The organism is Dickeya undicola, from assembly GCF_000784735.1.
GTDB classification, from domain to species: Bacteria; Pseudomonadota; Gammaproteobacteria; order Enterobacterales; family Enterobacteriaceae; genus Dickeya; species Dickeya undicola.
In genome coordinates, this window is the sequence record NZ_JSYG01000011.1 from 30830 (window position 1) to 55965 (window position 25136).

Here is a 25136-nt window from a genome sequence, read left to right on the forward strand (position 1 = left end):
GGCGACCATGGAAACGCTCAATCTGTTTAGACAGGCAATGGTGCTGGTGGTGATGCTATCAGCGCCGCCACTGCTGGTCGCGGTGGTGGTCGGTGTGCTGATTTCGCTATTGCAGGCGGTGATGCAGTTGCAGGATCAAACCCTACCCTTTGCCGTCAAGCTGGTGGCGGTAGGGTTGGTGCTGGCGATGACCGGCCGTTGGATCGGCGTAGAACTGATCCAGCTGGCGATGATGGCGTTCAACATGATCGAACAAACCAGGGCGTGAGGCAGCCATGTTTTCCATCGCCACCATCCAGAATATCTACGATTTTATTTACGCGCTAACGCTCGGCGTGGCCCGGCTGTACCCCTGCTTGTTCCTGGTGCCACTGTTCTCGTTCACCATTATCAAAGGCATGTTGCGCAATGCGGTGGTGATCGCACTGGCGCTGGTGCCAGCCGGTGCCATCCAGCAACAGATGCTGACCACCACACTCACCTGGCCGATGTTACCCGGCCTGCTGCTCAAAGAGCTGATGATCGGGCTGCTGTTGGGCGTGGTACTGGCGATGCCGTTCTGGCTGTTTGAGTCGGTTGGGGCGTTATTTGACAACCAACGCGGTGCACTCACCGGTGGCCAGCTCAACCCGGCACTGGGCAGCGATGCCACCCCGCTCGGCCACATGATGAAAGAGCTGTTCATCATGTTATTGGTCATCACCATCGGTTTTTCCGGCTTTACCCAATTACTGTGGGACAGCTACCAACTGTGGCCAGCGCTAGACTTCCTGCCGCCGTTATCAGAACAGGGCTTCCATACCTATCTCGACCTGCTCAAAGACACCTTTCAGCACATGGTGGTCTACGCCGGACCACTGGTAGCGCTGTTGCTATTGCTGGAATTCAGCATCGCTATTCTCAGCCTTTACAGCCCACAGTTGCAGGTTTACGTCTTGTCCACACCCGCTAAATGTCTGGCCGGTATGGCATTTTTCGTGCTTTACATGCCGGTACTACAGTTTCTCGGTGAAGGTCGGCTCAAGGCACTGACTGACCTGAAACATCTGTTCCCACTGTTTTTTCAGGCGTCGTCCTGACAGGCAACACGCAAGATACAGCGAGGTAGCGCAATGAGTGAAAAAACAGAAAAGCCCACCCCCAAAAAATTGCAGGATGCCCGTAAAAAAGGGGAAGTGGGACAGAGCCAGGACGTACCTAAACTGTTGATCAGTTTTGCGTTGCTGGAAATGATTCTGGCGATGAGTGACAGCGGCATGAGCAAGTTGCAGGCGCTGATGCAGTTGCCGGTGAGCCGCATCACCGACCCGTTCGGCCATGCGGCGGATGAAATTTTCAGCGAAGCGCTGTCGCTGCTGGCGACCTTCTGCCTGCTGACCATCAGCGTCGCGCTGCTGATGCGCCTCGTGGGCGGCTGGATCCAGTACGGCCCGCTGTTTGCCGTTGAAGCGCTGAAAATTGACTTCAACCGCCTCAATCCGATCAATCAAATCAAACAAATGTTCACCATGCGCAAGCTCACCGACATGCTGACCAACATCCTGAAAGCGGTCACCATCGGGCTGGTATTCTGGCTGGTGGTGATACCGCAGTTGGAATGGCTGGTGGAGCTGGCTTACGGCGACCTGACCGCATTCTGGAAAGGGGTGGAGAGCGTGCTGAAAAGCGTGGCGCGCACCACCCTTTCCGCACTGCTGGCGCTGGGGGTGCTCGACTTCGGCCTGCAAAAGTATTACTTCCTCAAGCAGCAGCGCATGAGCCATGAAGATATCCGTAACGAGTTCAAAAACTCGGAAGGCGACCCGCACATGAAAGGCCATCGTAAATCGGTGGCGCAGGAAATCCTCAACGAGCCAGCCAGCCCGCGCACCAAACCTAAAGTGGAAGACGCCGACCTGCTATTGGTCAACCCCACCCACTACGCCGTGGCGCTGTTCTACCGCCCCGGCAAAACACCGCTACCACGTATTCTGCTCAAAGGAGAAGACGATCAGGCCAAGGCGCTGATCGCCCGCGCCCATCAGGTCGGCGTGCCGGTGATCCGTTTTATCTGGCTGGCCCGCACCCTGTACCGAATACCAGAAGGTCACTACATTCCGCGTGATACCCTGCAACCGGTGGCGCAGGTCTACCGGGTGTTACGACAGTTGGAGAAAGACCTTCCGCCCCAGGATGTGATCGAGATGGGCTAAAGGGCGCGACGCGGTGTCGTCATGGCATCGACGCCATTGCCTGTTAAACTACAGCCGGATATTTTTTTAATCGGAACACGAGGGCAGCATGGCAGACAAAATTCATCGCTATCAGGTTCAGGTTAGCTGGACCGGCAACCAGGGCACCGGCACCAAGCATTATCGCGGCTACAGCCGCGACCATGATATCTGCGCGCCGGGCAAACCGACGCTGCCCGGCTCATCCGACCCGAGTTTCCGTGGCGACCCGGCGCGCTGGAATCCGGAAGAGCTGCTGGTCGCGTCGCTGTCCGCCTGCCACAAGCTGTGGTATCTCGGGTTGTGCGCGGGAGCCGGCGTCACGGTGCTGGCCTACGACGATCGGGCGGAGGGGGAAATGGTGGAAGAGGCTGGCGGTGCCGGGCAGTTTCTGTCGGTCACGCTGCGTCCACGCGTGGTGATCAGCGCCGACAGCAACGCACAGACCGCTCTCGCGTTACATCATCAGGCTCACGAGATGTGCTTTATCGCCCGCTCGGTCAATTTTACCGTCACCCACCAGCCGGACATCGTGGTCGACGCGCCCTCGCTTTGACAGTAACACCACGGCGGCGATATCTGTACCTGTCGCCGCCGCGCCATCTCCTGCTCATTGCTGCGTCGCCTGGCTGATTGCTGCGTAAAGAAAACCGTTCCCCAGTCAAAAATCGTTTCAATATAATCCTGCACTTACGTTAAATATTTGCTATTACAGCAATTATTTTCCTGTTACGGATAAAAGTGCGCTTATGTTCAAGTCGTTTTTTCCCAATCCTAAACTGTTTTTCTCTTCCGCACTGATCTGGTCGCTGATAGCGGTCATCATCTGGTATAGCTGGGGACGTCCGTTGGGCGATAGTCTGCTGCACATCACCCAACCGCTACCACAAGGTGCGATGCGGTTCCTTTCGCCCACCTTTCTGTGGTTCTACGGCTACTATCTGTTGTGCGTCGGTCTATTCGCGGGTGCCTGGGCGCTGTTAAACCCGCATCCCTGGCAACGCTGGTCGATTCTCGGCTCCTCGCTGATCATTTTTGTGACCTACTTTTCCGTCGAAATCGGCGTGGCGATCAACGACTGGTACGGCCCGTTTTACGATCTGATCCAGAAAGCGCTGAGCGCGCCGAACTCGGTGACCATTCAGGCGTTTTACCAGCAATTACTGATTTTCCTCGGTATCGCCCTGACCGCGGTGACCGTTGGCGTGCTGAATCTGTTTTTTGTCAGTCATTACGTCTTCCGCTGGCGTACCGCTATGAACGACTACTACACCTCGCACTGGCAGGCATTGCGCCACATCGAAGGGGCGGCACAGCGTATTCAGGAAGACACCATGCGTTTCGCGTCCACGGTGGAAAGCCTGGGGGTGGACCTGGTGAAATCGCTGATGACGTTGATCGCGTTCTTGCCGGTGCTGGTCAGCCTCTCGTCTCACGTCAAATCGCTGCCGTTGATTGGCGAAGTTCCCTACGGCCTGGTAATCGTCGCCATCATCTGGTCACTGGCGGGCACCAGCGTGCTGGCATTCATCGGTATCAAACTACCGGGGCTGGAGTTCAATAATCAGCGGGTGGAAGCCGCCTACCGTAAAGAGCTGGTGTATGGTGAAGATGACCCCAGTCGCGCTACGCCACCCACGGTAAAACAGCTATTTAGCAACGTGCGAAAAAACTATTTCCGTCTCTACTTCCATTACACCTATTTCAATATCGCGCGGGTGCTTTACCTGCAAAGCGACAACGTATTCGGCATTATCATGCTGTTGCCGTCGATCGTGGCGGGCACGGTAACACTGGGCCTGATGAACCAGATAACCAACGTGTTCGATCAGGTACGTGGTTCATTTCAGTACCTGATCAATTCCTGGACCACCATCGTAGAGCTGATGTCGATTTATAAACGTCTGCGCAGTTTTGAGTCCGTCATTAAGGACGTGCCGCTCACCCACAACGTGGCGGATATGACGTCCGACGCCTGATTGATGGCCTCCTCCCTTGCCGTGCTACCGTTCCGGTGGCACGGATCCCTGCCCAACACCCTCATAGACAAGCATCGCCCTCTCCAGCATCAAAGGCGGGTCAGGATGACCGATAAAAAGCGAAGACCTGAACACCGTTGCAGCAAAAAATGCGGTTTTTTCGTGCGGCTATTTCGTGCAGGCGATTAAACACAGGAAAATACGTTTTATCGCCCGCAGCGAATAACATTAAAAAATAGCATTTCATGCTTTATTCCCGGCTGAATTTTGGAATAGACAGCAAAATAGATAATGCTAAGCACACCTTCAAACTAGTACGTGAAATCACTTAACAAATAAAAAACAAAAAAAGAATAGAACATATAGCCCAACCTGTAACAAAAACAGATAAATAGCGAATGACTTACGTCGTAAGCAGACTATTTCTATCTCTGAAAAATGTGATACTATTCACAGGTTTTTTCTCACCTCTGGAAAACAGCAATTTTTTATTCTGAAAAAACAAGGACGTAAACAGATATTACTTCTGTTGAACTTGCATTATCAAAGCGTTAGCCCCAATAGGAATCCCTCGATGAGCACAATTCTACATACCTATAACAATCTAAAGGTTGGTATTAAGCTGGCGATTGGGTTTGGCCTGATTTTGATCATGTCTGCCTTCATCATGCTGTCAGGCATAAATGGCTTTCGTCACATTGACGGCTATGTCAATAAATCCATTATCAGTAACAACATTAATAACTACTTGAATGATGCCAGACGCGCCCGACTCACTTTTCAGTATACCCATGATTACACCGCCATTAATAAAGTCGGCGACCTGATGGTGAAAGTGGGCCAGTCACTCAATCAGGCCAACCAGTTAACCTGGTTGCCTGCGTCTCAGCAATGGCTGGAGCAGCTAAACGGTGCCTACAAAAAATACCTGCCAGCTCGTGAAGCGCTAGTCAGTGCCAGCCAGCAGCGTGATGCCATCGCGCAGAAACTGAATCAGGACAGCAGTATCAAAACGCTTGATACCCTGCGCGCCCAGTTCGACGGCAGCACCCTGACACCGGAATTACGACTGGAATTCATCACGTTGTACGAACAACTGATGGACATTCGCGACCAGGCCCACGAGCTGTTGCTGCAACCCACCCCGCAGTCTGAATCCAATCTGCGCAAGGCGCTTACTGCTACCGCAACCGCCATTGAGCAGGCGTTACCTCACTTTACCGCCGAACAACAGGGTTGGCTGAAGCAATCATGGGGGTTGTTCGCCGCCTACAGCGGTCACATCACCGATTACATGCGCGCATTTCAGGACGAAAATGCCGCGACCAAAATCATGCTGGATGCCGCAGTCGTTCTGGATAACGCGTCCAGCTCATTGTATGAGAGTCAACTGTCGCTGGTTAGCACCACCACCACCAGTTCGCAATGGCAGTTATTGTTTACCGGTTTGGTGATTATCGCCATCGGGCTGCTGATGGCCTGGCGCATCACCCTGCAAATTACCCGCCCATTGCATCAGAGCCTGTCGCTGGCTGAACGGATCGCCCAGGGCGACCTGACCGCAACCATCAATGTCGATCGTCGTGATGAACTGGGGATGCTGATGTCCGCCATGGCAGCCATGAACCACAAACTGCGCGAGATGATCGGCGAAATTCGTGAAGGGGTGAGCAATGTGGCGTCGGCGGCATCAGAAATCGCCGCTGGCAATACCGATCTCTCCTCCCGTACCGAGCAACAATCGGCCGCCGTCGTGGAAACCGCCGCCAGCATGGAGCAGTTGACCTCAACGGTGAAACAGAACGCCGATAACGCGCACCACGCCTCGCAGCTGGCGGCCGATGCATCAGGCAACGCCACCAAAGGGGGTGAGATCGTCAACAATGTGGTGAGCACCATGAACGAGATCGCCGTTAGCTCCCGGCGTATTTCCGAAATCACCTCGGTCATCAACGGTATCGCCTTCCAGACCAACATTCTGGCGCTCAACGCTGCGGTGGAAGCCGCGCGCGCTGGCGAACAGGGCCGCGGTTTCGCGGTGGTAGCAGGAGAGGTGCGCAATCTGGCCCAGCGCAGCGCTCAGGCCGCCAAAGAGATTGAAACCTTGATCGGCGAATCGGTCAACCGGGTGAATACCGGCTCCTCACTGGTGGAAAGCGCCGGGAAAACCATGGACGAGATTATTCGCTCTATCTCCCATGTGCATGACATCATGGATGAAATCGCCTCAGCCTCTGACGAGCAGAGCCGCGGTATCAACCAGATCTCCACTGCGGTAGCCGAAATGGACGCCACCACCCAGCAGAACGCCGCGCTGGTGGAAGAGTCTTCCGCTGCGGCTAATTCGCTGGAAGAGCAAGCACAAACACTGGAGCACGCGGTATCGGTGTTCCGCCTCGGCAACGACAACACAGCGTCACGACCAGTGCAGCGTGCCAGCCTCAGCGCCAGCAAGCCACTGAAACTGACGGCATCCACTGCTAAAACGGCTACCGCTGCCAAACCCGCCGTCACCAACCGCGTTTCAGCCAACGCGAAAGATGACTGGGAATCGTTCTAACCGGTTTTAATCTGCACAGCATGGCGATCATGCCATGCTGTGCTTATCGATGACACCGCAGTACAGCCTCTGTTTGCTCCCTTCCCGCAATAATATTACCTACTCTGTCAAACAACAGCGTGGTCATCGACTATCCTGTAAACGATACCTATAAAACACAGCATCAGCACTCATGCCCTGACGTATTCAGGCATGGATATACCCGTCTACTTCAAGTTGCAGGGGCATTGGCTGCCCTCTTCCTGCAACTCGCATTATTTTGGGTATACATACATTGATATCGTCAATTCGGTTTTATTTTTCTCGTCACTACTCTGGTAAATCAGCAAAAAGGAAGGCCCCATGAATACTGTTTTTGGTGCTTATAACAATTTCAAAGTCGGTGTGAAGCTGGCGATGGGATTCGGACTGATATTATTAATGGCGGCGATAATCATGCTGTCGGGGGTCAATGGCTTTCGTAATATTGATGCCTACTCCCAGAAATCTATCATCAGCAATAATATTAACAGTTATCTGGAAGAAGCCCGGCGGGAACGGCTGCGTTTCCAATATACCCATGATTATGCGGCGATGAATAAAAACGGTGAATTGCTAAATAAAATGACGCAATCATTGAATATCGCCCAAACCCTGAAATGGGATGCGGACACCCGTATTGTGCTGGACCGGATTATCCAGTCCAGCAAGGAATATAATGTCGCGCGGGAAAACCTGATTAGCGCCAGCCAGAAGCGGGATGCTATCGGTCAAAAGCTGTCTCAGGAAACCATCGGTAAAGTCATTGATAGACTGCACGGGCAATTCGATGCGGCCACACTTCCGACGGAATTACGGCTGGAATTTATGTACATCAACGAAGGGATGGCTGATATCAAGGACACCGCCCACGAACTGACGTTGATACCGTCTGCTGAAACCGAAGCCGCGCTTCGTAAGGCACTGAATAGTGCACAACACGTCATCACGCAGGCGCTACCGAAATTCAGCACGGAACAGCAGGCCTGGCTGAATCAAGCCTGGCGGCCTTTCACGACTTACGGTGGAGATATCACCCTTTACATGGCGGCCTTTCAGCAAGAGGATGCAGCTTCTCAACGCATGGCGGATATTGCGCTGGTCCTTAACCAATCGGCTACCCAGCTCTACCAAACCCAGTTGGACAAAGTGAATAACATTACCCACCAGTCGCAATACCAGCAATGGCTCATCGGGCTGGCGATTATCGCCATCGGCGTGCTGATGGCCTGGCGCATCACCCTGCAACTGACCCGACCGCTGCGCCAAAGCCTGTCGCTGGCTGAGCGGATCGCCCACGGCGACCTGACTGTCGACATCACGGTCGACCGGAAGGATGAATTAGGTCAGTTAATGACGGCAATGAATGAGATGAATCACAAGCTGCGTGAGATGATCGGCACCATTCGCGAGGGCGTGAGTAACGTGGCGTCGGCGGCATCGGAAATCGCGGCCGGTAATACCGATCTCTCCTCCCGTACCGAGCAGCAATCGGCCGCCGTCGTGGAAACCGCCGCCAGCATGGAGCAGTTAACCTCAACGGTGAAACAGAACGCCGAAAACGCGCATCATGCTTCGCAGTTGGCGGCCGATGCGTCAGGCAACGCCACCAAAGGGGGTGAGATCGTCAACAATGTGGTGAGCACCATGAACGAGATCGCCGTCAGTTCCCGGCGTATTTCCGAAATTACCTCGGTCATCAACGGTATCGCCTTCCAGACCAACATTCTGGCGCTCAACGCCGCGGTAGAAGCCGCACGTGCCGGTGAGCAGGGCCGCGGCTTCGCGGTGGTGGCGGGTGAAGTGCGCAGTCTGGCTCAGCGTAGTGCCCAGGCCGCCAAAGAGATTGAAACCTTGATCGGCGAGTCCGTCACCCGTGTCAATACCGGCTCTGCACTGGTGGAAAGCGCCGGTAAAACCATGGATGACATTATCCGCTCTATCGCTCATGTACATGACATTATGGGGGAAATTGCCTCAGCGTCCGACGAGCAGAGCCGCGGCATCAACCAGATCTCCACTGCGGTAGCCGAAATGGACTCCACCACCCAGCAGAACGCGGCGCTGGTAGAGGAGTCTTCCGCGGCCGCCAATTCACTGGAAGAGCAGGCTCAAGCGTTGGAGCAGGCCGTTTCGATATTCCGCCTCGGCAATGACGACAGCCTTCGTCCTGCCCGCGCTGTGCACAAGCCCGATGCGGTCATTACACGAAAACCACTGATGCTGGCCAGTGCTGGAGCTCATTCCAGCAAGGACGAGTGGGAGTCGTTCTAAACCGTTAATCCAGCCTTATCATGGCGGGCGAGGCCCGCCATCTTTTGCTGTTGGGATTTATACCCGTCATACTTCAAGTTGCAGGTGTGTTGGCTGCGTTCGTTCACCCGAATCACTTACCTGAGTAAGCTCATCGGGATTCACTCACTTGCCGCCTTCCTGCAACTCGAATTATTTTGGTTATATGCCCTGTCCGGCTGCAAGTTCAGCAGCCGGATAATGGTGTGCATCACCGCGTCTTCGTCGTTGGAACCGGTAATGAAGCGGGCTGCCGCCTTGGTTTCCTCAAACGCATTGCGCATGGCAAAGCTGTAGTCGCCACAACACATCAGTTCAATGTCGTTTAACCCATCGCCAAAGACCGCGGTTTCTTCCGGTGTTACCTGCAACATATTCTGTAATCGGCCCACGGTGCTGCCTTTGTGTACCCCGACATCGGCGATATCAATCCAGGCTGCTTCAGACACCACGATATAAGCCCGTTCATCGAAAGGTGTCAGATGAGTACGTGTCTGATGGCAACGCCCTTTTTCATCGAACAACGTGATTTTGACAAAATCATCCCGTACTGCATTGAAATCCGGCACCAGGCGGACGGTCGCGTAAGACTTCTTCACTTTCTCGATCATCGCCGGTGCCAGAGAATCTTTTAATACTGCCCCATCGGGGGTACAGGCGATGATCACATGTTCCTGATTTACCGCGTCCAGCGTGGCGATCATTTCCCGGCCGAGCGCATTGTCGATCAGCGACTGGTAGACGTACTCGCCCCGGTGCCGGATGCGGGTGGCGCTGTCGCCCAGAATCCAGAAATCTGCCGCCTGCTCGCCGAACAGTTCTTCCACCCGGTCGCACTGCTTGCCGGTACAGGGTGCAAACTGTACCTGCTTGCGTTGCATCAGCGCACTGACCTCAGTAAACAATTCACGGTTGAACTCACCGTGACTGTTGAGAAACGTACCATCCAGGTCGGTAATAATCAGCTTAATCATCACTCTTCTCCGTCATGTGTCCGAACAATTAGACCTTCACTCGCTTAGACCTTCACAGCTTTGGCGCTCACCCCAACCAGCACCAGCAACGCAGCCACCACCAAAAACGCCGCCGACAGGCTGCTGTGATGGGCGATAAACCCGATGCTTGCCGGTCCGGCCAATACCCCGAAATAGCCCAATGTTGTCACCGCTGGCACCGCAGCGGCCTGCGGCATACTGGTCTGGCGGCCAATCGCGGAGAACATGATCGGCACGATATTGGAGCACCCCAGCCCGATCAGCGCATACCCCAGCAATGCCACCGGCCAGAGCGGCACCCACACCGCCAGCATCAGACCAGCGACCGCCATCGACGCCCCCAACATCACCACCGGTTGTGACCCCAATGCCGTCACCACCCGGTCACCGGTCAGGCGACCGAGCGTCATGGCAGCGGCAAAACACGCAAAACCGAGCGCCCCTTGCGTATCCGGCATCCCGCGATGCTCAGTCAGGAAGACCGCGCTCCAGTCCAGTACCGTGCCTTCGGCCAGGAACACGGCAAAACAGATGAGGCCCAGCACTAGCACCGCACCGCGAGGAATGGCGAACGCCGGGCCTTCCGGCGGATTGGCGTATGTCAGCAGGCCAGACAGATGCGTCAGCAATAACAAAACCACCATCAGTACGCTAAGCAGGCTGGCGGCCAGCGGCGACAGCCCCAGTGACATCATGCCGCTCATTGCCCCCGCGCCAACGATGCCACCAATGCTGTAAAACCCATGAAACCCCGACATCATGGCTTTGCCCGACGCCTTTTCTACCAGAATCGCCTGCACGTTCATGGCACAGTCGGTGGTGCCGACTCCAATACCAAACATCAGCAGCGCGATCGCCAGCAGCAAGGTATCCGGAATCACCGCCAGCCACGGCAGTATCAGGCTGAACAGCAACACCGCCAGTGCGATAACCTTACGGCAGCCAAACCGGGTGGTCAGTACCCCCGTCACCGGCATCGCCACCAGTGCACCGCCACCCAGACACAGCAACAACAGACCGAGCGTCCCCTCATCAACAGCGGTATTCAGCTTGGCGAAAGGCACCAGCGCGGCCCAAACGGCGGTGGCAAAACCGGCCAAAAAAAACATGACCCGCGTCGCCCGCTGTTCGCGCTGCCCCGGTTCGTCGGTTAACCCGCGCGATAAAGGAGAGTTTTTTAGTGCATCCGTTAACTGTGGCATAAACGATATTGTCTCAAGTGAAAGGGAATGATGGATAACCGCAGCGCCGCGCGCCGCCTATCAACGTTCAAGCTATCCATTAAGAATTTGCAGCACGGCTTCATGCAAACGCGGGCACCCCGTCGCCAGAATGTGCCCGCCCGCTTCCGGCCGTTCACCCTGTAGCGTCGTCACCACCCCGCCCGCCTGCTCCACAATCGGGATAAACGCAGCAATGTCATAAGGTTGCAGAGAATATTCCAGGCAAATATCAATGTGCCCGGCGGCCAGCATTGCCATCGCGTAGCATTCGCCGCCATAACGGGTCATCAGCGTGCGCTCCGTCAATTCAGCAAAGCGAATCTGTGGATGACGTTTAATCGGCTCCGGCGATGTGGTATGCAGAATGGCCTGATCCAGCGGTACATTTTTGCGGCTTTCTATCTTGTAGCTCTCGGCTCGACCTTCCCTTTGCGGGCCACGATACCAGGCATGTTGCCCATCGGCCCAGAACGCCTCGCCGGTGAATGGCTGGCTCATCATGCCCATCACCGCACGGCCCTGATACAGCAGCCCGATCAGCGTGCCCCACACCGGCAACCCGCACAAAAATGGCCGGGTGCCGTCAACCGGGTCCAGAATCCATTGGACGTCACCGCTGCCGGTCGCACCGAACTCTTCACCCAAAATCGCGTGTTCTTGGTAGTGTTCGCTAATCAACGCCCGAATCACCCGTTCCGCTTCCCGGTCAGCATCCGTCACGGGGTCAAAGCGAAATCCCGCTTTGGGTTTGCTGCCGACATGCAGATTCTGGTGAGAGCGAAAACGTGGCAGGGTTTGCTGGCTGGCCGCGTCGGCCAACATATGAAAAAACGCCATATCCGGCAGTGACTGACTCATGGTATTCACCTCTTGCGATAGAATGCACATCAACAGTATTCGATTGACAAACCGCAGCGCGATGCTTGATTCTGCTCGATACGCTCGATTTAATTAAATATAAGGATTGATTATGCTCGATTATGCATCTTTTCCTGAGCAGCGACAATCTCTGATCCGGGACAGACTGCACAAAGAAGGCCGGGTGGTATGTACATTGCTGTCGCAGGAGTTGCAGGTATCGGAGCACACCATACGGCGCGATTTGCAGGAGCTGGCGCGCGAAGGCGTGTGTAAGCGGGTATATGGTGGTGCCGTTAGCCTGGCTCCGGCTGACGGTCACTTCATCACCCGCGCCGCAGCCGACAGCGAGGCGAAAGAGCGGCTGGGTCAGTCCTGCGCGGCGCTGGTTCAGGCGGGTCAATGCGTGTTTATCGACTCCGGCTCCACCAATCTGGCTATTGCCAGAGCGATTCCTCACTCGCTGTCATTTACTGCCATTACCAATTCACCCGCCATCGCGCTGGCACTCCTGTCATCGCCGAATGCTGAAGTCATCATCCTCGGCGGGCGTGTACAACCGCGCACCGGCGGCGCGCTTGGCATCACACCGCAAAAGCAGTTAGAGAATATCTATTTCGATCTCTGTTTTCTGGGCGGCTGTGCGCTGGATGCCACCGAAGGGCTGACGGTGTTTGACTACGAAGATGCGGAATTCAAGCAGGCGGCGGCGCGCAAAAGCAACGAAATCGTGGTGGCGATGACATCGGACAAGCTCCCGGCCATCGCCCGCTACCATGTCATTCCTTGCGAAGACATCACCACGTTAGTGGTGGAACCGGCGATCCCGGCGGATAAACTCGCGCCGTTTATCGACAAACAGCTGCCTATCCGCTTTGCCGATGCGCAATAAAACAGCCCTTATGCCGCACGTCTCACCCGCCGCGACATTCAGGCAGGTGAGACGGAGTTAGCCATCTCATCGTCTCGGTCGGTGACACCATCGGTATCACTCAAGCCTCACAGTTTTACCTTATCCATACATTCATACACATCAAGTTACGAATTCTCTTACTGATAATATTACGCTACAATTAGTTATTGATTATGATAATCATTGTTATTCTCTTTTGCTTTTTATTAATTTTCAGGGAAATCGTAATGGCAACAACACCGTGTACTGGCTTCGGTCAGTTCTCCCCTTCTCATGCCCATAAACGCGCGCTGGCTCTGCTTATTTCCGCTGCACTGACCGGTACAACATCGGTAACGGCCTATGCGGACGACACCATCAACGTTGATGCCTCAACGGCGGCCGCGCCGGAAAATGCGTGGGGCGCAGCACCGACGATTGCCGCCAAACGCAGCGCCACCGGCACCAAAACCGATACCGCGATTGAAAAAAACCCTCAGTCGGTATCCGTTGTGACCAATGAAGAGATGCAAACGCGTCAGGTGGTTAGCGTTAAAGACGCGCTGAGCTATACGCCGGGGGTTTTTATCGGCAACCGTGGCAGCTCAAACACCTATGACGTGGTTAACCTGCGTGGTTTCACTGCGGTCAACACCAACCAGTACCTCGACGGACTCAAATTACAAGGCGACAACTATTCAGAAATGTCGCTGGACCCTTATATGCTGGAGCGGGTCGAAGTCCTGCGTGGACCGGTGTCGGTCTTGTACGGTAAAAGCAGCCCTGGCGGCCTGGTAGCGCTGGTCAGCAAACGGCCGACAGCGGAAACCATCCGCGAAGTCCAGTTCAAGATGGGAAACGATAACCTGTTCCAAACCGGTTTCGACTTCGGCGGCGCTGTCGATGATCAAGGCGTGTATACCTATCGCCTGACCGGCGTGGCGAAAAGCAGCGATACGCAGCAGGATCTCGCTAAAGAGAAACGTTATGCCATCGCCCCATCATTCAGTTGGCAGCCGGATGAAAATACCCGCTTTACGCTGCTAACCAACTTCCAGAACGACCCGTATGCCGGTTTCTACGGCTGGCTGCCGCGTCAAGGCACGGTTAACCCGTTCCTCGACAGCAACGGCAATTCGCATAAGCTGTCCACGTCGTTTAACGATGGCGAAGCCAGCAACAAGATGGCGCGTAACCAGAAGATGGTGGGTTACAGCGCCGAACATGCGTTTAACGGCACCTGGACCGTGCGGCAGAATCTGCGTTACACGCAGTTGGAAACGCAGTACCGCGGTATCTACGGCACGGGTATTTCCACCTCTCTACCGTATGTGATGGATCGCGCATCCGTTATTTCTCATGAACGCCTGAACAGCTTTACCGTGGACAATCAGGCGCAGGCGACGTTTTCCACCGCCGATGTCAGTCACACGATGCTGTTCGGCGTGGATTACATGCGGATGCGCAACGATATCGACGAGTACTTTGGCTCGGCATCATCGCTGAACCTGCTGAACCCGGCTTACGGCGACGACAACATTCCAGCGGATTCCCTTTCGCCCTGGAACTTCCTGAATCGTCAGGAACAAACCGGGATGTATGTGCAGGATCAAGCGCAGTGGAATCAGTGGCTGGTGACGCTGGGCGGGCGTTACGACCGGGCGAAAACCTCGGCGCAGAATCGCACCAGCGGAGCCATCGACTCAAACAATCAGGGGCAATTTACCTGGCGAGGCGGGGTGAACTACCTGTTTGACAACGGCATTACGCCGTATTTCAGTTACAGCGAATCCTTTGAACCGACATCCGGCACGAGTGCCAGCGGCCAGACCTTCAAACCGTCGCTCGGCAAGCAGTATGAAGCCGGGGTGAAATACGTACCGAAGGATCGCCCACTGGTGCTGACAGCGGCGGTGTATTCACTGACCAAGAGCAACAACCTGACCACCGACCCCAACAACACCAACTTCAGCGTCCAGAGCGGTGAAATCACGGTGCGCGGGCTGGAGCTGGAAGCCAAAAGCGCGCTGACGCAGAACATCAACGTGACGGCGGCGTATTCGCATGTTAATGCCAGGTATACCCAGGATACCAATCTGCAAGACAAACGCCCGTATCAGATTCCTAACAATCAGGCTTCTCTGTGGGCGGATTACACCTTTAACCACGCCGCACTCAGCGGGCTGACCATCGGTTCCGGTGTGCGCTACGTGGGTAGCTCCTACGGCGATGCGAACAATACCTTCAAAGTAGCACCTTACGGTTTGCTGGATGCGATGGTGAAATACGATCTGGCGGCATTCGGTATGCCTGGCTCCAGCCTGGCCGTCAATGTCGATAACCTGTTGAATCGCCAGTACGTCGCCAGTTGCTATACCGATTACGCCTGCTACTGGGGCAGTGAACGTCGCGTTACCGCCACCGCCACGTTCCGCTTCTGATTCGTTCCGACACGGATAAGCCAGACAACAACGCCCTTACCGATTCCGGCAAGGGCGTTTTGCTTATCTATGACTGACGTTGCTTCACTGTTGGAATCAATGTCCGCCGCGCAGTTTCTCCGAACGACGACGCAGGATTTCCATCACCACCAGCAACACCAGCGCGGCAGCCACCATCATGGTCGCAGCGGCGGCGATGGTCGGATCGAGGTTTTCACGGATCCCGGCGAACATCTGCAGCGGCAGCGTGCGCTGGCGCGGGCTGGCGAGAAACAGTGTGACGATCACTTCATCAAACGAAGTAGCAAACGCGAACAACGCGCCGGAGAATACGCCGGGGGCGATCAACGGCAGCGTCACCCGACGAAACGCCAGTAACGGTGGCGCGCCCAGACTGGCGGCGGCACGGGTCAGGTTTTGATCGTAATTTTTTAGTACTGCGGTCACGGTGATCACCACAAACGGCACACCCAGCACCGCATGGGCCAGCACCAGACCAATGTAACTGTTCAGCAATGACAGCTTGGCGAAAAAGAAGAACATCCCTACCGCCACGATCACCACTGGCGCGATCATCGGCGAAATCAATACCGCCATCACCAGCGACTTGCCACGAAACTCGCCACGCACCAGCCCCACCGATGCCAGCACACCCAGTACCGTTGCCAGCACCGTTGCCAGCGGCGCAATTAACAGGCTGTTGCCGAGCGCGCTGAGCCATTCGCTGGAGTGGAAGAATTCCCGATACCAGCGCAGGGAAAAGCCCGCCAGCGGGTAGCTGAGGAACGATCCGGCGTTGAACGACAGCGGTACAATCACCAACACCGGCACAATCAGAAACAGCAGCATTGCCGCACCGTAAAAATTGAAGAAGCCATTCCACACCCGCAGCAGCTGCGAACCCTGTTGTCTCATTTCCTTCATCGGTTTCATCGCTTGCTCCTTCGGTTAACGCGCCGCTGCTTCAGCGTCGGTGCGGGTGACACGGATATACACCACATACAGCAGCACCACGATCACCAGCAGTTGTGTCCCCAGCGCCGCCGCCATCCCCCAGTTCATGGTGGTGTTGGTGAAAAACGCGACAAAATAGCTGAGCATCTGGTCGCCCGGCCCACCCAACAGCGCCGGTGTGATGTAGTAGCCAATCGCCATCATGAACACCAGCAACGCACCGGCGGTCACCCCGGCGTAGGTCTGCGGTACATACACCCGCCAGAACGCCAGAAACGGATGCGCGCCGAGCGAAATCGCCGCCCGCACATAGTTAGGCGAAATGCCTTTCATCACCGCATACAGCGGCAGCACAAAGAACGGCAACAGAATGTGGGTCATGGAGATGTAAACACCGATCCGGTTAAACACCAGCACTAGCGGCTCATCAATGATGCCTAGCCCCATCAACGAGCGGTTGATCAACCCACCGGATTGCAGCAACACGATCCAACTGGCGGTGCGTACAATCAGTGAGGTCCAGAATGGCAGTAACACCAAAATCATCAGCAGGTTGGCGCGATTATCCGGTTGTTTTGCCAGCCAGTAAGCCAGCGGATAACCCAGCGCCACACACAACAACGTGACCACACCCGCCATCAACAGCGTGCGCAGCAGTACATCGACATACAGCGCCTGCTCCGCCGGTTGCGCCACCACCTTGTCGGTCTGCGGGTCCACCTTGTGGTCGAAGACCGCCAGCAGGTAGTAGCTGGTGAAAGGCCGTGAGGCGCGGTCGATGGTTTTCCAGGTGGTCAGTTCGCCCCACATGGGTTGGTCGGCAATTAACTGCTCGCGCAACCCTTGCTGTTCATCTGACGGCAGTTTGCGCAATGTGCGGTTGATAAGCTGGCGGTACTGACTGTCTTCATACCCCAGCCGTTTGGTGATGGTGGCGACCTGCCCGGTGCTGCGCGCATTGCGCAGATCACTCACCAGCGCACGAAACACCGCTTCATCCGGTACAGCCTTACCGGACCATTGCCGCATTGCCTCGATAGTGGTCGGCATACTGACGCGCAGGTCCGGGTTGGACACGCTTTTACCCAGAATCGACAGTATCGGGAACAGAAAACTGACCAGAATGAACAGGAACAACGGGGCTATCAGCAACAGCGATCGTTTCTGATAACGGGCCTGCGCCTGATTCAATTGCTGTTTCAGACTGGTGTGGTTTCCCTCGCCGTCGCCAGGCGGCTCTGCCTTTAACATCTCGTTCTGGGACATAAACGCGCTCTCCTTGTGATCAATACCGATTCGGAATTACTTCTGGGCGGCCCAGGCGTTGAAACGTTGTTCCAGCTCTTCGCCGTGATCGATCCAGAACTCGGTATCCACCTGCACCGACTGAGCCAGGTTATCCGGCGCGGTTGGCAGGTTTTTACTCACAGCAGGCTCCAGCAAAGCGGTAGTTTTCGCGTTAGTCGGGCCGTAGGCGATGTTTTCTGCGAACACTTTCTGGTTTTCTGGCTGGTTGGCGAACGCAATAAACTGCTCAGCCAGCGCTTTGTGTTTGGAGCCTTTCACAATGGCCCAGCTATCCAGGTCGTACAGGCCGTCTTTCCAGACGATATTGATGCCCGGTTTCTCTTTCTGCGCCACCGCCACGCGGCCGTTGTAGGCAGACGTCATGACCACGTCACCTGCCACCAGCCATTGCAGCGGCTGCGCGCCGGACTCCCACCACTGGATGTTGGATTTGATCTGATCAAGTTTTTTGAATGCACGATCAACCCCAGCCGGGGTCGCCAGCACCTTGTAGACGTCTTCACGTTTCACACCGTCCGCCAGCAACGCGATTTCCAGCGTGAATTTGGCGCTTTTACGCAGTGCGCGTTTGCCGGGGAAATTCTTCACATCCCAGAAGTCAGCCCAGCTTTTTGGTGCCTGTTGCAGTTTGTTGGCGTTATAGGTCAGCACGGTAGACCAGACAAAGATCCCGGCACCGCACTCGGAAACCGCGCCTTTGACGAAATCAGCCTGATCACCCAATTTTTTCCAGTCTAAGGTTTCAAACAGCCCTTCGTTGCAACCACGCAGCAGTTCCGGACCTTCCACTTCGACCACGTCCCAGCCGACCTGACCGGTCTGCACCATGGCGCGGATACGAGCCATTTCACCGTTGTATTCGCCAGCTTCGATCGCGCCCTTGCCTGCGGCCTGGAACGGTTTGTAAAACGCCTTATCCTGTGCGTCCTTGTTGGTGCCGCCAAAGGAGATCACCGTCAGGCTTTCGGCCCAGCTCTGGGAAGCCATAGCAACGAGCAGAGCGGATAGTGCAAATTTTTTCAACATGGTCTGGCTCCTGAAGAGAGTAGTCAACGTATGCCCATGAGGGCGAAACCCTTAAATTTTTTTGATGCATATGCACCATTTTATAAAGCAGTTTTCGTGCCAGTTTCTGTCGACTGTGTTGAAAAACCGCTGAACGCTGCCGTGGGGAAATCGCACTGTGCAATGTGCACAGTGCCTATACTGTTTTCGCGTAAAAACGTGCTGTTTTACCTGATGACTTACTGATTGCCTGATGAGCGGCGTCTGGCGTAATAAACCCAGCCAACCCGCATTCGCCTTATTGCAGTGCAATCACCTTGCCGGGTTGCACCACGCTGGCTCACCCGTATGCGGGATGAACGTCCCTGTTCATCCGCCTCAGGCTGAAGGGGTAAGGTCAACGCAGAGATATTTCATCTCCAGGTATTCCTCGATGCCAAAGCGTGAACCTTCGCGCCCCAGTCCGGATTGTTTCACCCCGCCAAAGGGGGCCACTTCGTTGGAAATGAGGCCGGTGTTGATCCCCACCATGCCGTATTCGAGGGCTTCCGGCACCCGCCACTGGCGAACCGCGTCGCGGGTGTAGACGTAAGCGGCCAGACCGAACTCGGTATCGTTAGCCATCGCCACCGCCTGCGCCTCGTCGTCAAACGGAAACAGCGGCGCTACCGGGCCGAACGTCTCTTCGCGGGCAAAACGCATGTCACGTGTCACGCCACCAATCACCGTCGGGGTGAAGAACGTGCCGCCGAGCGCGTGGCGTGAGCCGCCGGTCAGCAGTTCCGCCCCTTTTGACAGTGCATCGTCAATATGTTGCTCGACTTTGCTGACCGCGTCCTGGTCGATCAGCGGGCCTTGCATCACGCCGGGTTGGGTGCCGTCGCCGACTTTCAGCTTTTCCACCTCTTCCACCAGCCGAGTCGCCAGTGCCGGATAAATACCCCGCTGGACATAAATCCGGTTGGCGCAAACGCAGGTCTGGCCGCTGTTGCGGAACTTGGACGCCAGAATGCCCTTTATCGCTTGCTCCAGATCAGCATCGTCAAACACGATAAACGGCGCATTGCCGCCCAGCTCCAGCGACAGTTTTTTCACCGTCGGCGCACATTGCGCCATCAAAATACGCCCCACTTCGGTGGAGCCGGTAAAACTCAACTTGCGTACCACCGGGCTGTCACACAGGATTTTACCCACCGACGGCGCTTCGCCGGTCACCACCTGCAATACCCCGGCAGGAATACCGGCCTGTTGTGCCAGCTCCGCCAGCGCCAGCGCGGTAAACGGCGTCTGCTCCGCCGGTTTGACGATCATGGTGCAACCCGCCGCCAGTGCCGGTGCGGCTTTACGGGTGATCATCGCTGCCGGGAAGTTCCACGGCGTGATCGCAGCGCACACGCCGATACCCTGCTTAATCACCAGCAACCGTTGGTTGGCCTGCGGCGACTGCAACACGCTGCCTTCCACCCGTTTAGCCTCTTCGGCAAACCAGTCGATAAACGAGGTGGCGTAGGCAATTTCACCGCTGGCTTCCGCCAGCGATTTGCCCTGCTCGGCGGTCAGAATAGCCGCCAGGTCATCCTGATTGGCACGAATCAACTGCGCCCATACCTGCATCAGCGCCGCACGCTCTTTGCCGGTACGCTGGCGCCACGCGCTCAGCGCCTGTTCAGCCGCGCTAATCGCCTGCTGGGTCTGTTCCGCCGTCACCAGCGGGATGCTTCCCAACTCGGCACCGGTGGCAGGATTGGTCACGCTCAGACGCGCCCCGTTGCTGCTATCCTGCCATTCGCCACCGATCAGAGATTGTTGACGGAATAACGTTTTATTTTTCAGTTGCATAACTACCCTTTCACTCACTGCTTATTTCGCCAGAACGCCGCTTAGAATCGACAGCGCCTTGCTAAACTGGGTATCCGGAATGGTCAGTGGATACAGGAAACGGATCACGTTGCCGTGCGTGCCGCAGGTCAACAACAGCAGTCCCTGTTCCAGCGCCGCCTGCTGGTATTTTTTGGTGATTTCCGCGCTCGGTTTACCCGTCTGCGGATCATTAAATTCCACCGCCACCATTGAACCACGAGCGCGAATATCGACGATGGCCGTATTGCTGGCTTTCGCCCGCTCCAGCGCCTCTACCAGTGTAGCGCCCAACCGCTGAGCGCGTTGGCATAACTGTTCTTCTTCAATCACATCCAGCACCGCCAGCGCTGACGCCACCGCCAGCGGGTTACCGGCATAAGTGCCACCCAGCCCGCCAGGACCCGGCGCGTCCATCACCTCGGCACGACCCACCACGCCGGAAATCGGGAAACCACCGCCCAGACTTTTCGCCATGGTGATCAGATCCGCTTTATCTTCGTAGTATTCCATGGCGAATACCTTGCCGGTACGGGCAAAACCGGTCTGCACTTCATCAGCGATCAGCAACATGCCGTACTTGTCGCACAGCTGGCGCACACCACTGATGAACTCCGGCGGCGCAACGTTGAAGCCACCTTCACCCTGCACCGGCTCCAGCAGAATGGCCGCGACCTGATCGGCGGCGATATCGGTGTGCAGCAAACGGTCAATGCTCTCCAGCGCCTGTTCCACGGTGATGCCATGCCGGGCGTTCGGATACAGCGCGTGGAAAATGGATCCAGGGAATGGGCCGAATCCGGTGGAATACGGTGCCACTTTACCGGTCAGCGTCAGGGTCAACAGTGTACGGCCGTGGAACGCGGCACCAAACGCGATCACGCCCGGACGTTTGGTGTAAGCACGGGCGATTTTTACCGCATTTTCAACCGCTTCTGCACCGGTGGTAAAGAAAGCCGTCTTGGCCGGACCGGCGATAGGGGCCAGCGCGTTCAGGCGCTCCGCCAGCGTCACATAGCTGCCGTAGGGGACGATTTGATACGCGGTATGGGTGAATTTCTCCAGTTGCTCGCGCACCGCCGCCACCAGTTTCGGGTGACGGTGACCGGTGTTCAGTACCGCAATCCCGGCAGCAAAATCAATAAACTCGCGCCCTTCAACATCCCACAGGGTGGCGTTTTCGGCCTTGTCGGCAAAGAAATCACACATGACGCCTACGCCACGCGGCGTGGCGGCCAAACGACGTTGATTCAATTCGCTGTTACTCATTATTCTGCTCCGATTCGATGAACACACCACCCGACAGGGGTTGACGATTAACGTTCTGATGTTGCTATTTATCCCCTGCATGGCCCTATAATCCAGAGCCAGTTTTTAATATTTAAAGGATCCACTTTGCGCTCACTACTGACGGATTTACTGTTGCAGGGGCTGGAACAACAGCAGGATGGGACGCTCAACAAGCGGCTGTACGACACTATCCGGCTGGCCATTCTGACCGGCGACATCGCACCGGGGCGGCGGCTGCCCTCGTCCCGCGACCTGGCGCAGCAACTGTCGCTGTCACGTAATACGGTGATCGCGGCCTTCGAACAACTGCTGGCGGAAGGCTATATCGAAACCCGTACCGGTAGCGGCAGTTACGTCACCGAGCAATTGCCAGACACTCGCCCACCGGATGTGCGTGACGATACCCAGTCGCCATTGCGCCCGGCAGTGCAGGAGATTTCCCGGCGCGGTATGCATCTGCTGGGCTATGCCGGTGCATCGGCGCGCCAGTGGGGCGCGTTTATGCCGGGCATCCCGGATATCGCCAGTTTTCCGCATGACCTGTGGCGGCGGCTGCAAACCCGGCTGTCTCGCCGCCTGAAACCGGAACAACTCTCCTACTCGCCGATTGGTGGTTGCCCGGAACTGCAACAGGCGCTGGTGGACTACCTGCGGGTGGCGCGCTCGGTCACCTGTACCCCAGAGCAAATCCTGATTACCGAAGGCACCCATCAGGCGATGGACCTGCTGGCTAAAATGCTGTGTAACCCCGGCGACCTGGCGTGGATCGAAGACCCCTGCTACTGGGGTATGCGCAATGTGTTGACCATCAACGGGCTGCGTGTCGCCCCCATCGAGGTGGATGAACAAGGGATGGTGCCACCGGACGACGTTTCGCCCCAGTCAGTGCCGCGGTTGATTTGCGTCACCCCATCGCACCAGTATCCGCTGGGTGCGGTAATGAGTCTGGCGCGCCGCCAGCGCTTGCTGGCGCTGGCGCAGGAACACAGCAGTTGGGTCATCGAAGACGACTACGACAGCGAGTTCCGTTTCTCCGGCAGCCCCATCCCGGCGTTGCAGGGGCTGCAAACCCAGCCGCCGGTGATTTACATCGGCACCTGTAGCAAGACCCTCTATCCAGGCTTGCGGGTCAGCTACATGGTGCTACCGCCACATCTGGCGCGTGAGCTGAAAACAGCGCACGCCGAGCTATACCGGGGCGGCCATCTGCTGACGCAACTGACGCTGAGTCAGTTCATCAGTGAAGGGCATTACGCCGCCCACATCCGCCGTATGCGCCTGTTGTATGCGCGACGTCGCGCCCTGTTGAGCGAGTTGATCGTGCAGCATCTGGGCGAGGAGTACCTTGGTTACAACAGTAACGCCGGTTTACACCTGATTTTGCGGTTACCCGACCGTATCGACGACGTGGTACTGAGCGCCCGCATCCTGCAACAAGGGGTGATGGTCAAACCGCTGTCCAGTTACTACCTGCGACCGACGCTCCAGCGTGGGCTGCTGCTCGGTTACGCCAGCGTGGACGACGCCGAGATGGTGCGCGCGTTTGAGGTTATTCTTTCCTGTTTACGCACGTTGGAAAAGACGCGCGCCTGACTCTCCCACATGTGGTTTGAGCGCCCCGCTCACCGCAGAAAACCGGCCAGACAGGCACCCTGTCTGCCTCGGTTTTTCGCCTCGCCATTACGCACAATATCGGTGCCTTTATTTAACAGGCACTCACCATTTTGAGGCAAAGGCGAATTACCACGCACTTTCATTGTTCACTGCTGTTGCTCACTTTGACAACCTCACCATTGTGCAACATGCACAATATTTTGATCTTAACGGCCAAGCCTTAGCCTGATTTTTCGCTGTGATTCTCCCCTAATCAAACACCTGAACCGGTCTTTTTTTACGCCAGAATTTATAAGAATAATTTCTCAATTAACTATCGGGCATGACTTATGCATACATGAGTCATCAGCATCGCGCTACGACACGTGAGAGAAGGGAAGAATGAAAACCTACGTTAGCTTCAAAAATATTCAAAAAACCTACGATGGCGATCGTCTGGTGGTCAAAAATCTGAATCTGGATATTCAGGAAGGCGAGTTTCTGACCATGCTGGGCCCGTCTGGCTCCGGCAAAACCACCAGCCTGATGATGCTGGCCGGGTTTGAAACGCCGACGCAGGGCGAAATTCTGCTGCGTGATACGCCGCTGCACAACCTGCCGCCCCACCAGCGCGGCATCGGTATGGTGTTTCAGAACTATGCGCTGTTCCCACACATGACAGTGGCGGAAAATCTGGCGTTTCCGCTCTCTATTCGTCGTATGAACCGCAGCGATATCAAGGAGAAAGTCGATCGGGTATTGGACCGCGTTAAACTGACCAATCTGGCCGACCGTTACCCGGCGCAGATGTCCGGCGGCCAGCAACAACGTGTAGCGCTGGCGCGAGCGCTGGTGTTCGAGCCGCGTCTGGTGCTGATGGATGAACCGCTGGGCGCGCTGGACAAACAGCTGCGCGAGCACATGCAACTGGAAATTAAGGAGCTACACCGGGCGTTGGAACTCACCGTGGTGTACGTCACCCATGATCAGAGCGAAGCCATGACCATGTCGGATCGAGTTGCGGTCTTCAACGACGGGATTATTCAGCAGATGGACAGCCCCAGCGACATCTATGAACGTCCGCAAAATGCCTTTGTGGCACAGTTTATCGGTGAAAACAACACGCTGATTGGCACGCAATCTGGCGGCGACGGCGACTACTATCAGGCTCAGTTGGATGACGGCACGGTATTACGCGCGCTGAAAGTCCGCCCCAGTTCACCGGGCAGAAAAATCCATTTGTGTATTCGCCCGGAACGGGTGCGAGTCAATGCCAGCGTACTGCCGGACGGCGCACAACAGGTCAACGCCCGCATCCAGCAATTTATCTATCTCGGCGATCACGTGCGCATGATGACCGAGGTTGCCGGTCAGCCGCAGTTTATGGTGAAACTGCCCGCCAGCGACGTGAACCCGGACTGGAAAATCGGCAGCGAAATCCATTTGTCCTGGCAGCCGGAACACCTGCGCGCACTGGATGCGGTGGTAACGCATTAATACACCGCGGCTCCTGCGGGTTTCTTGTCATTAATCAGAGCAGCCCTGTCAACCTGGGCTGCTCCGTTAATCCGGGTAGAACCGTTGAATCCGGGTAGCTCCGTTAATCCGGGTAGATAGTGATCTGCCCGAAACCATGCCAATATGGTCACGCCACTGGCGGT

General features: G+C 56.0%; 19 protein-coding genes. 11 read left to right on the plus strand and 8 right to left on the minus strand.

The window, feature by feature from the left end:
• Window positions 1-7 precede the first annotated feature (7 nt).
• The 7 genes from sctS (at window position 8) to OB87_RS06375 (ending at window position 9041) form a co-directional block, all read left to right on the plus strand.
• Window positions 8-268, plus strand: a complete 261-nt coding sequence (sctS, locus tag OB87_RS06345) for a type III secretion system export apparatus subunit SctS (protein WP_033568601.1) — start codon at window positions 8-10, stop codon at window positions 266-268.
• Between the two features lie 7 nt (window positions 269-275).
• Window positions 276-1079, plus strand: a complete 804-nt coding sequence (gene sctT / locus OB87_RS06350) for a type III secretion system export apparatus subunit SctT (RefSeq protein WP_033568602.1) — start codon at window positions 276-278, stop codon at window positions 1077-1079.
• A gap of 33 nt (window positions 1080-1112) precedes the next feature.
• On the plus strand, window positions 1113-2192 hold the full coding sequence (gene sctU, locus OB87_RS06355) for a type III secretion system export apparatus subunit SctU (protein ID WP_033568603.1): 1080 nt from the start codon (window positions 1113-1115) through the stop codon (window positions 2190-2192).
• 88 nt (window positions 2193-2280) lie between these two features.
• Window positions 2281-2766 carry an OsmC family protein gene (locus tag OB87_RS06360; RefSeq protein ID WP_033568604.1) on the plus strand — a complete coding sequence of 162 codons (486 nt, stop codon included), beginning with the start codon at window positions 2281-2283 and terminating at the stop codon, window positions 2764-2766.
• 193 nt (window positions 2767-2959) lie between these two features.
• On the plus strand, window positions 2960-4189 hold the full coding sequence (sbmA, locus tag OB87_RS06365) for a peptide antibiotic transporter SbmA (protein ID WP_033568605.1): 1230 nt from the start codon (window positions 2960-2962) through the stop codon (window positions 4187-4189).
• Window positions 4190-4763: 574 nt separating this feature from the next.
• Window positions 4764-6749 (plus strand): methyl-accepting chemotaxis protein, encoded by a 1986-nt coding sequence (locus OB87_RS06370; protein ID WP_033568606.1) that lies wholly within the window; start codon window positions 4764-4766, stop codon window positions 6747-6749.
• A gap of 342 nt (window positions 6750-7091) precedes the next feature.
• On the plus strand, window positions 7092-9041 hold the full coding sequence (locus tag OB87_RS06375; protein ID WP_033568607.1) for a methyl-accepting chemotaxis protein: 1950 nt from the start codon (window positions 7092-7094) through the stop codon (window positions 9039-9041).
• Between the two features lie 140 nt (window positions 9042-9181).
• Here OB87_RS06375 and OB87_RS06380 read toward each other — a convergent pair whose 3' ends face one another.
• From OB87_RS06380 to OB87_RS06390, 3 genes are all read right to left on the minus strand, one after another.
• On the minus strand, window positions 9182-10033 hold the full coding sequence (locus OB87_RS06380; protein ID WP_050515652.1) for an HAD-IIB family hydrolase: 852 nt from the start codon (window positions 10031-10033) through the stop codon (window positions 9182-9184).
• Between the two features lie 44 nt (window positions 10034-10077).
• Complete coding sequence (locus tag OB87_RS06385; protein ID WP_033568608.1) at window positions 10078-11256, minus strand: MFS transporter; 1179 nt, start codon at window positions 11254-11256, stop codon at window positions 10078-10080.
• A 72-nt stretch (window positions 11257-11328) separates the two neighbouring features.
• Window positions 11329-12135 carry an inositol monophosphatase family protein gene (locus OB87_RS06390; protein ID WP_033568609.1) on the minus strand — a complete coding sequence of 269 codons (807 nt, stop codon included), beginning with the start codon at window positions 12133-12135 and terminating at the stop codon, window positions 11329-11331.
• A gap of 112 nt (window positions 12136-12247) precedes the next feature.
• Between OB87_RS06390 and OB87_RS06395 the strand changes: the two genes are divergently transcribed.
• Together OB87_RS06395 and fhuA are read left to right on the plus strand one after the other, a co-directional pair.
• Window positions 12248-13027, plus strand: a complete 780-nt coding sequence (locus OB87_RS06395; RefSeq protein ID WP_033568610.1) for a DeoR/GlpR family DNA-binding transcription regulator — start codon at window positions 12248-12250, stop codon at window positions 13025-13027.
• Between the two features lie 248 nt (window positions 13028-13275).
• Window positions 13276-15468: a ferrichrome porin FhuA gene (gene fhuA / locus OB87_RS06400; protein ID WP_033568611.1), complete on the plus strand. Its 2193-nt coding sequence runs from the start codon at window positions 13276-13278 to the stop codon at window positions 15466-15468.
• A gap of 96 nt (window positions 15469-15564) precedes the next feature.
• On the opposite strand, the gene OB87_RS06405 is transcribed toward fhuA, so the two are convergent.
• From OB87_RS06405 to OB87_RS06425, 5 genes are all read right to left on the minus strand, one after another.
• Complete coding sequence (locus tag OB87_RS06405) at window positions 15565-16383, minus strand: ABC transporter permease (protein ID WP_033568663.1); 819 nt, start codon at window positions 16381-16383, stop codon at window positions 15565-15567.
• A 33-nt stretch (window positions 16384-16416) separates the two neighbouring features.
• Entirely contained in the window at window positions 16417-17688 is a 1272-nt protein-coding gene (locus OB87_RS06410) for an ABC transporter permease (RefSeq protein WP_033568612.1), read from the minus strand.
• 36 nt (window positions 17689-17724) lie between these two features.
• A complete protein-coding gene (locus OB87_RS06415) occupies window positions 17725-18756 on the minus strand; it encodes an ABC transporter substrate-binding protein (RefSeq protein WP_050515653.1) in 1032 nt (343 codons plus the stop codon).
• 357 nt (window positions 18757-19113) lie between these two features.
• A complete protein-coding gene (locus tag OB87_RS06420; RefSeq protein WP_033568614.1) occupies window positions 19114-20574 on the minus strand; it encodes an NAD-dependent succinate-semialdehyde dehydrogenase in 1461 nt (486 codons plus the stop codon).
• A 21-nt stretch (window positions 20575-20595) separates the two neighbouring features.
• Window positions 20596-21861, minus strand: coding sequence for a 4-aminobutyrate--2-oxoglutarate transaminase (locus OB87_RS06425; protein WP_033568615.1), 1266 nt, complete (start codon window positions 21859-21861; stop codon window positions 20596-20598).
• 126 nt (window positions 21862-21987) lie between these two features.
• Between OB87_RS06425 and pdxR the strand changes: the two genes are divergently transcribed.
• Complete coding sequence (gene pdxR / locus OB87_RS06430) at window positions 21988-23475, plus strand: MocR-like pyridoxine biosynthesis transcription factor PdxR (protein WP_033568616.1); 1488 nt, start codon at window positions 21988-21990, stop codon at window positions 23473-23475.
• Window positions 23476-23877: 402 nt separating this feature from the next.
• Window positions 23878-24972, plus strand: a complete 1095-nt coding sequence (locus OB87_RS06435; RefSeq protein WP_033568617.1) for an ABC transporter ATP-binding protein — start codon at window positions 23878-23880, stop codon at window positions 24970-24972.
• Window positions 24973-25136 lie beyond the last annotated feature (164 nt).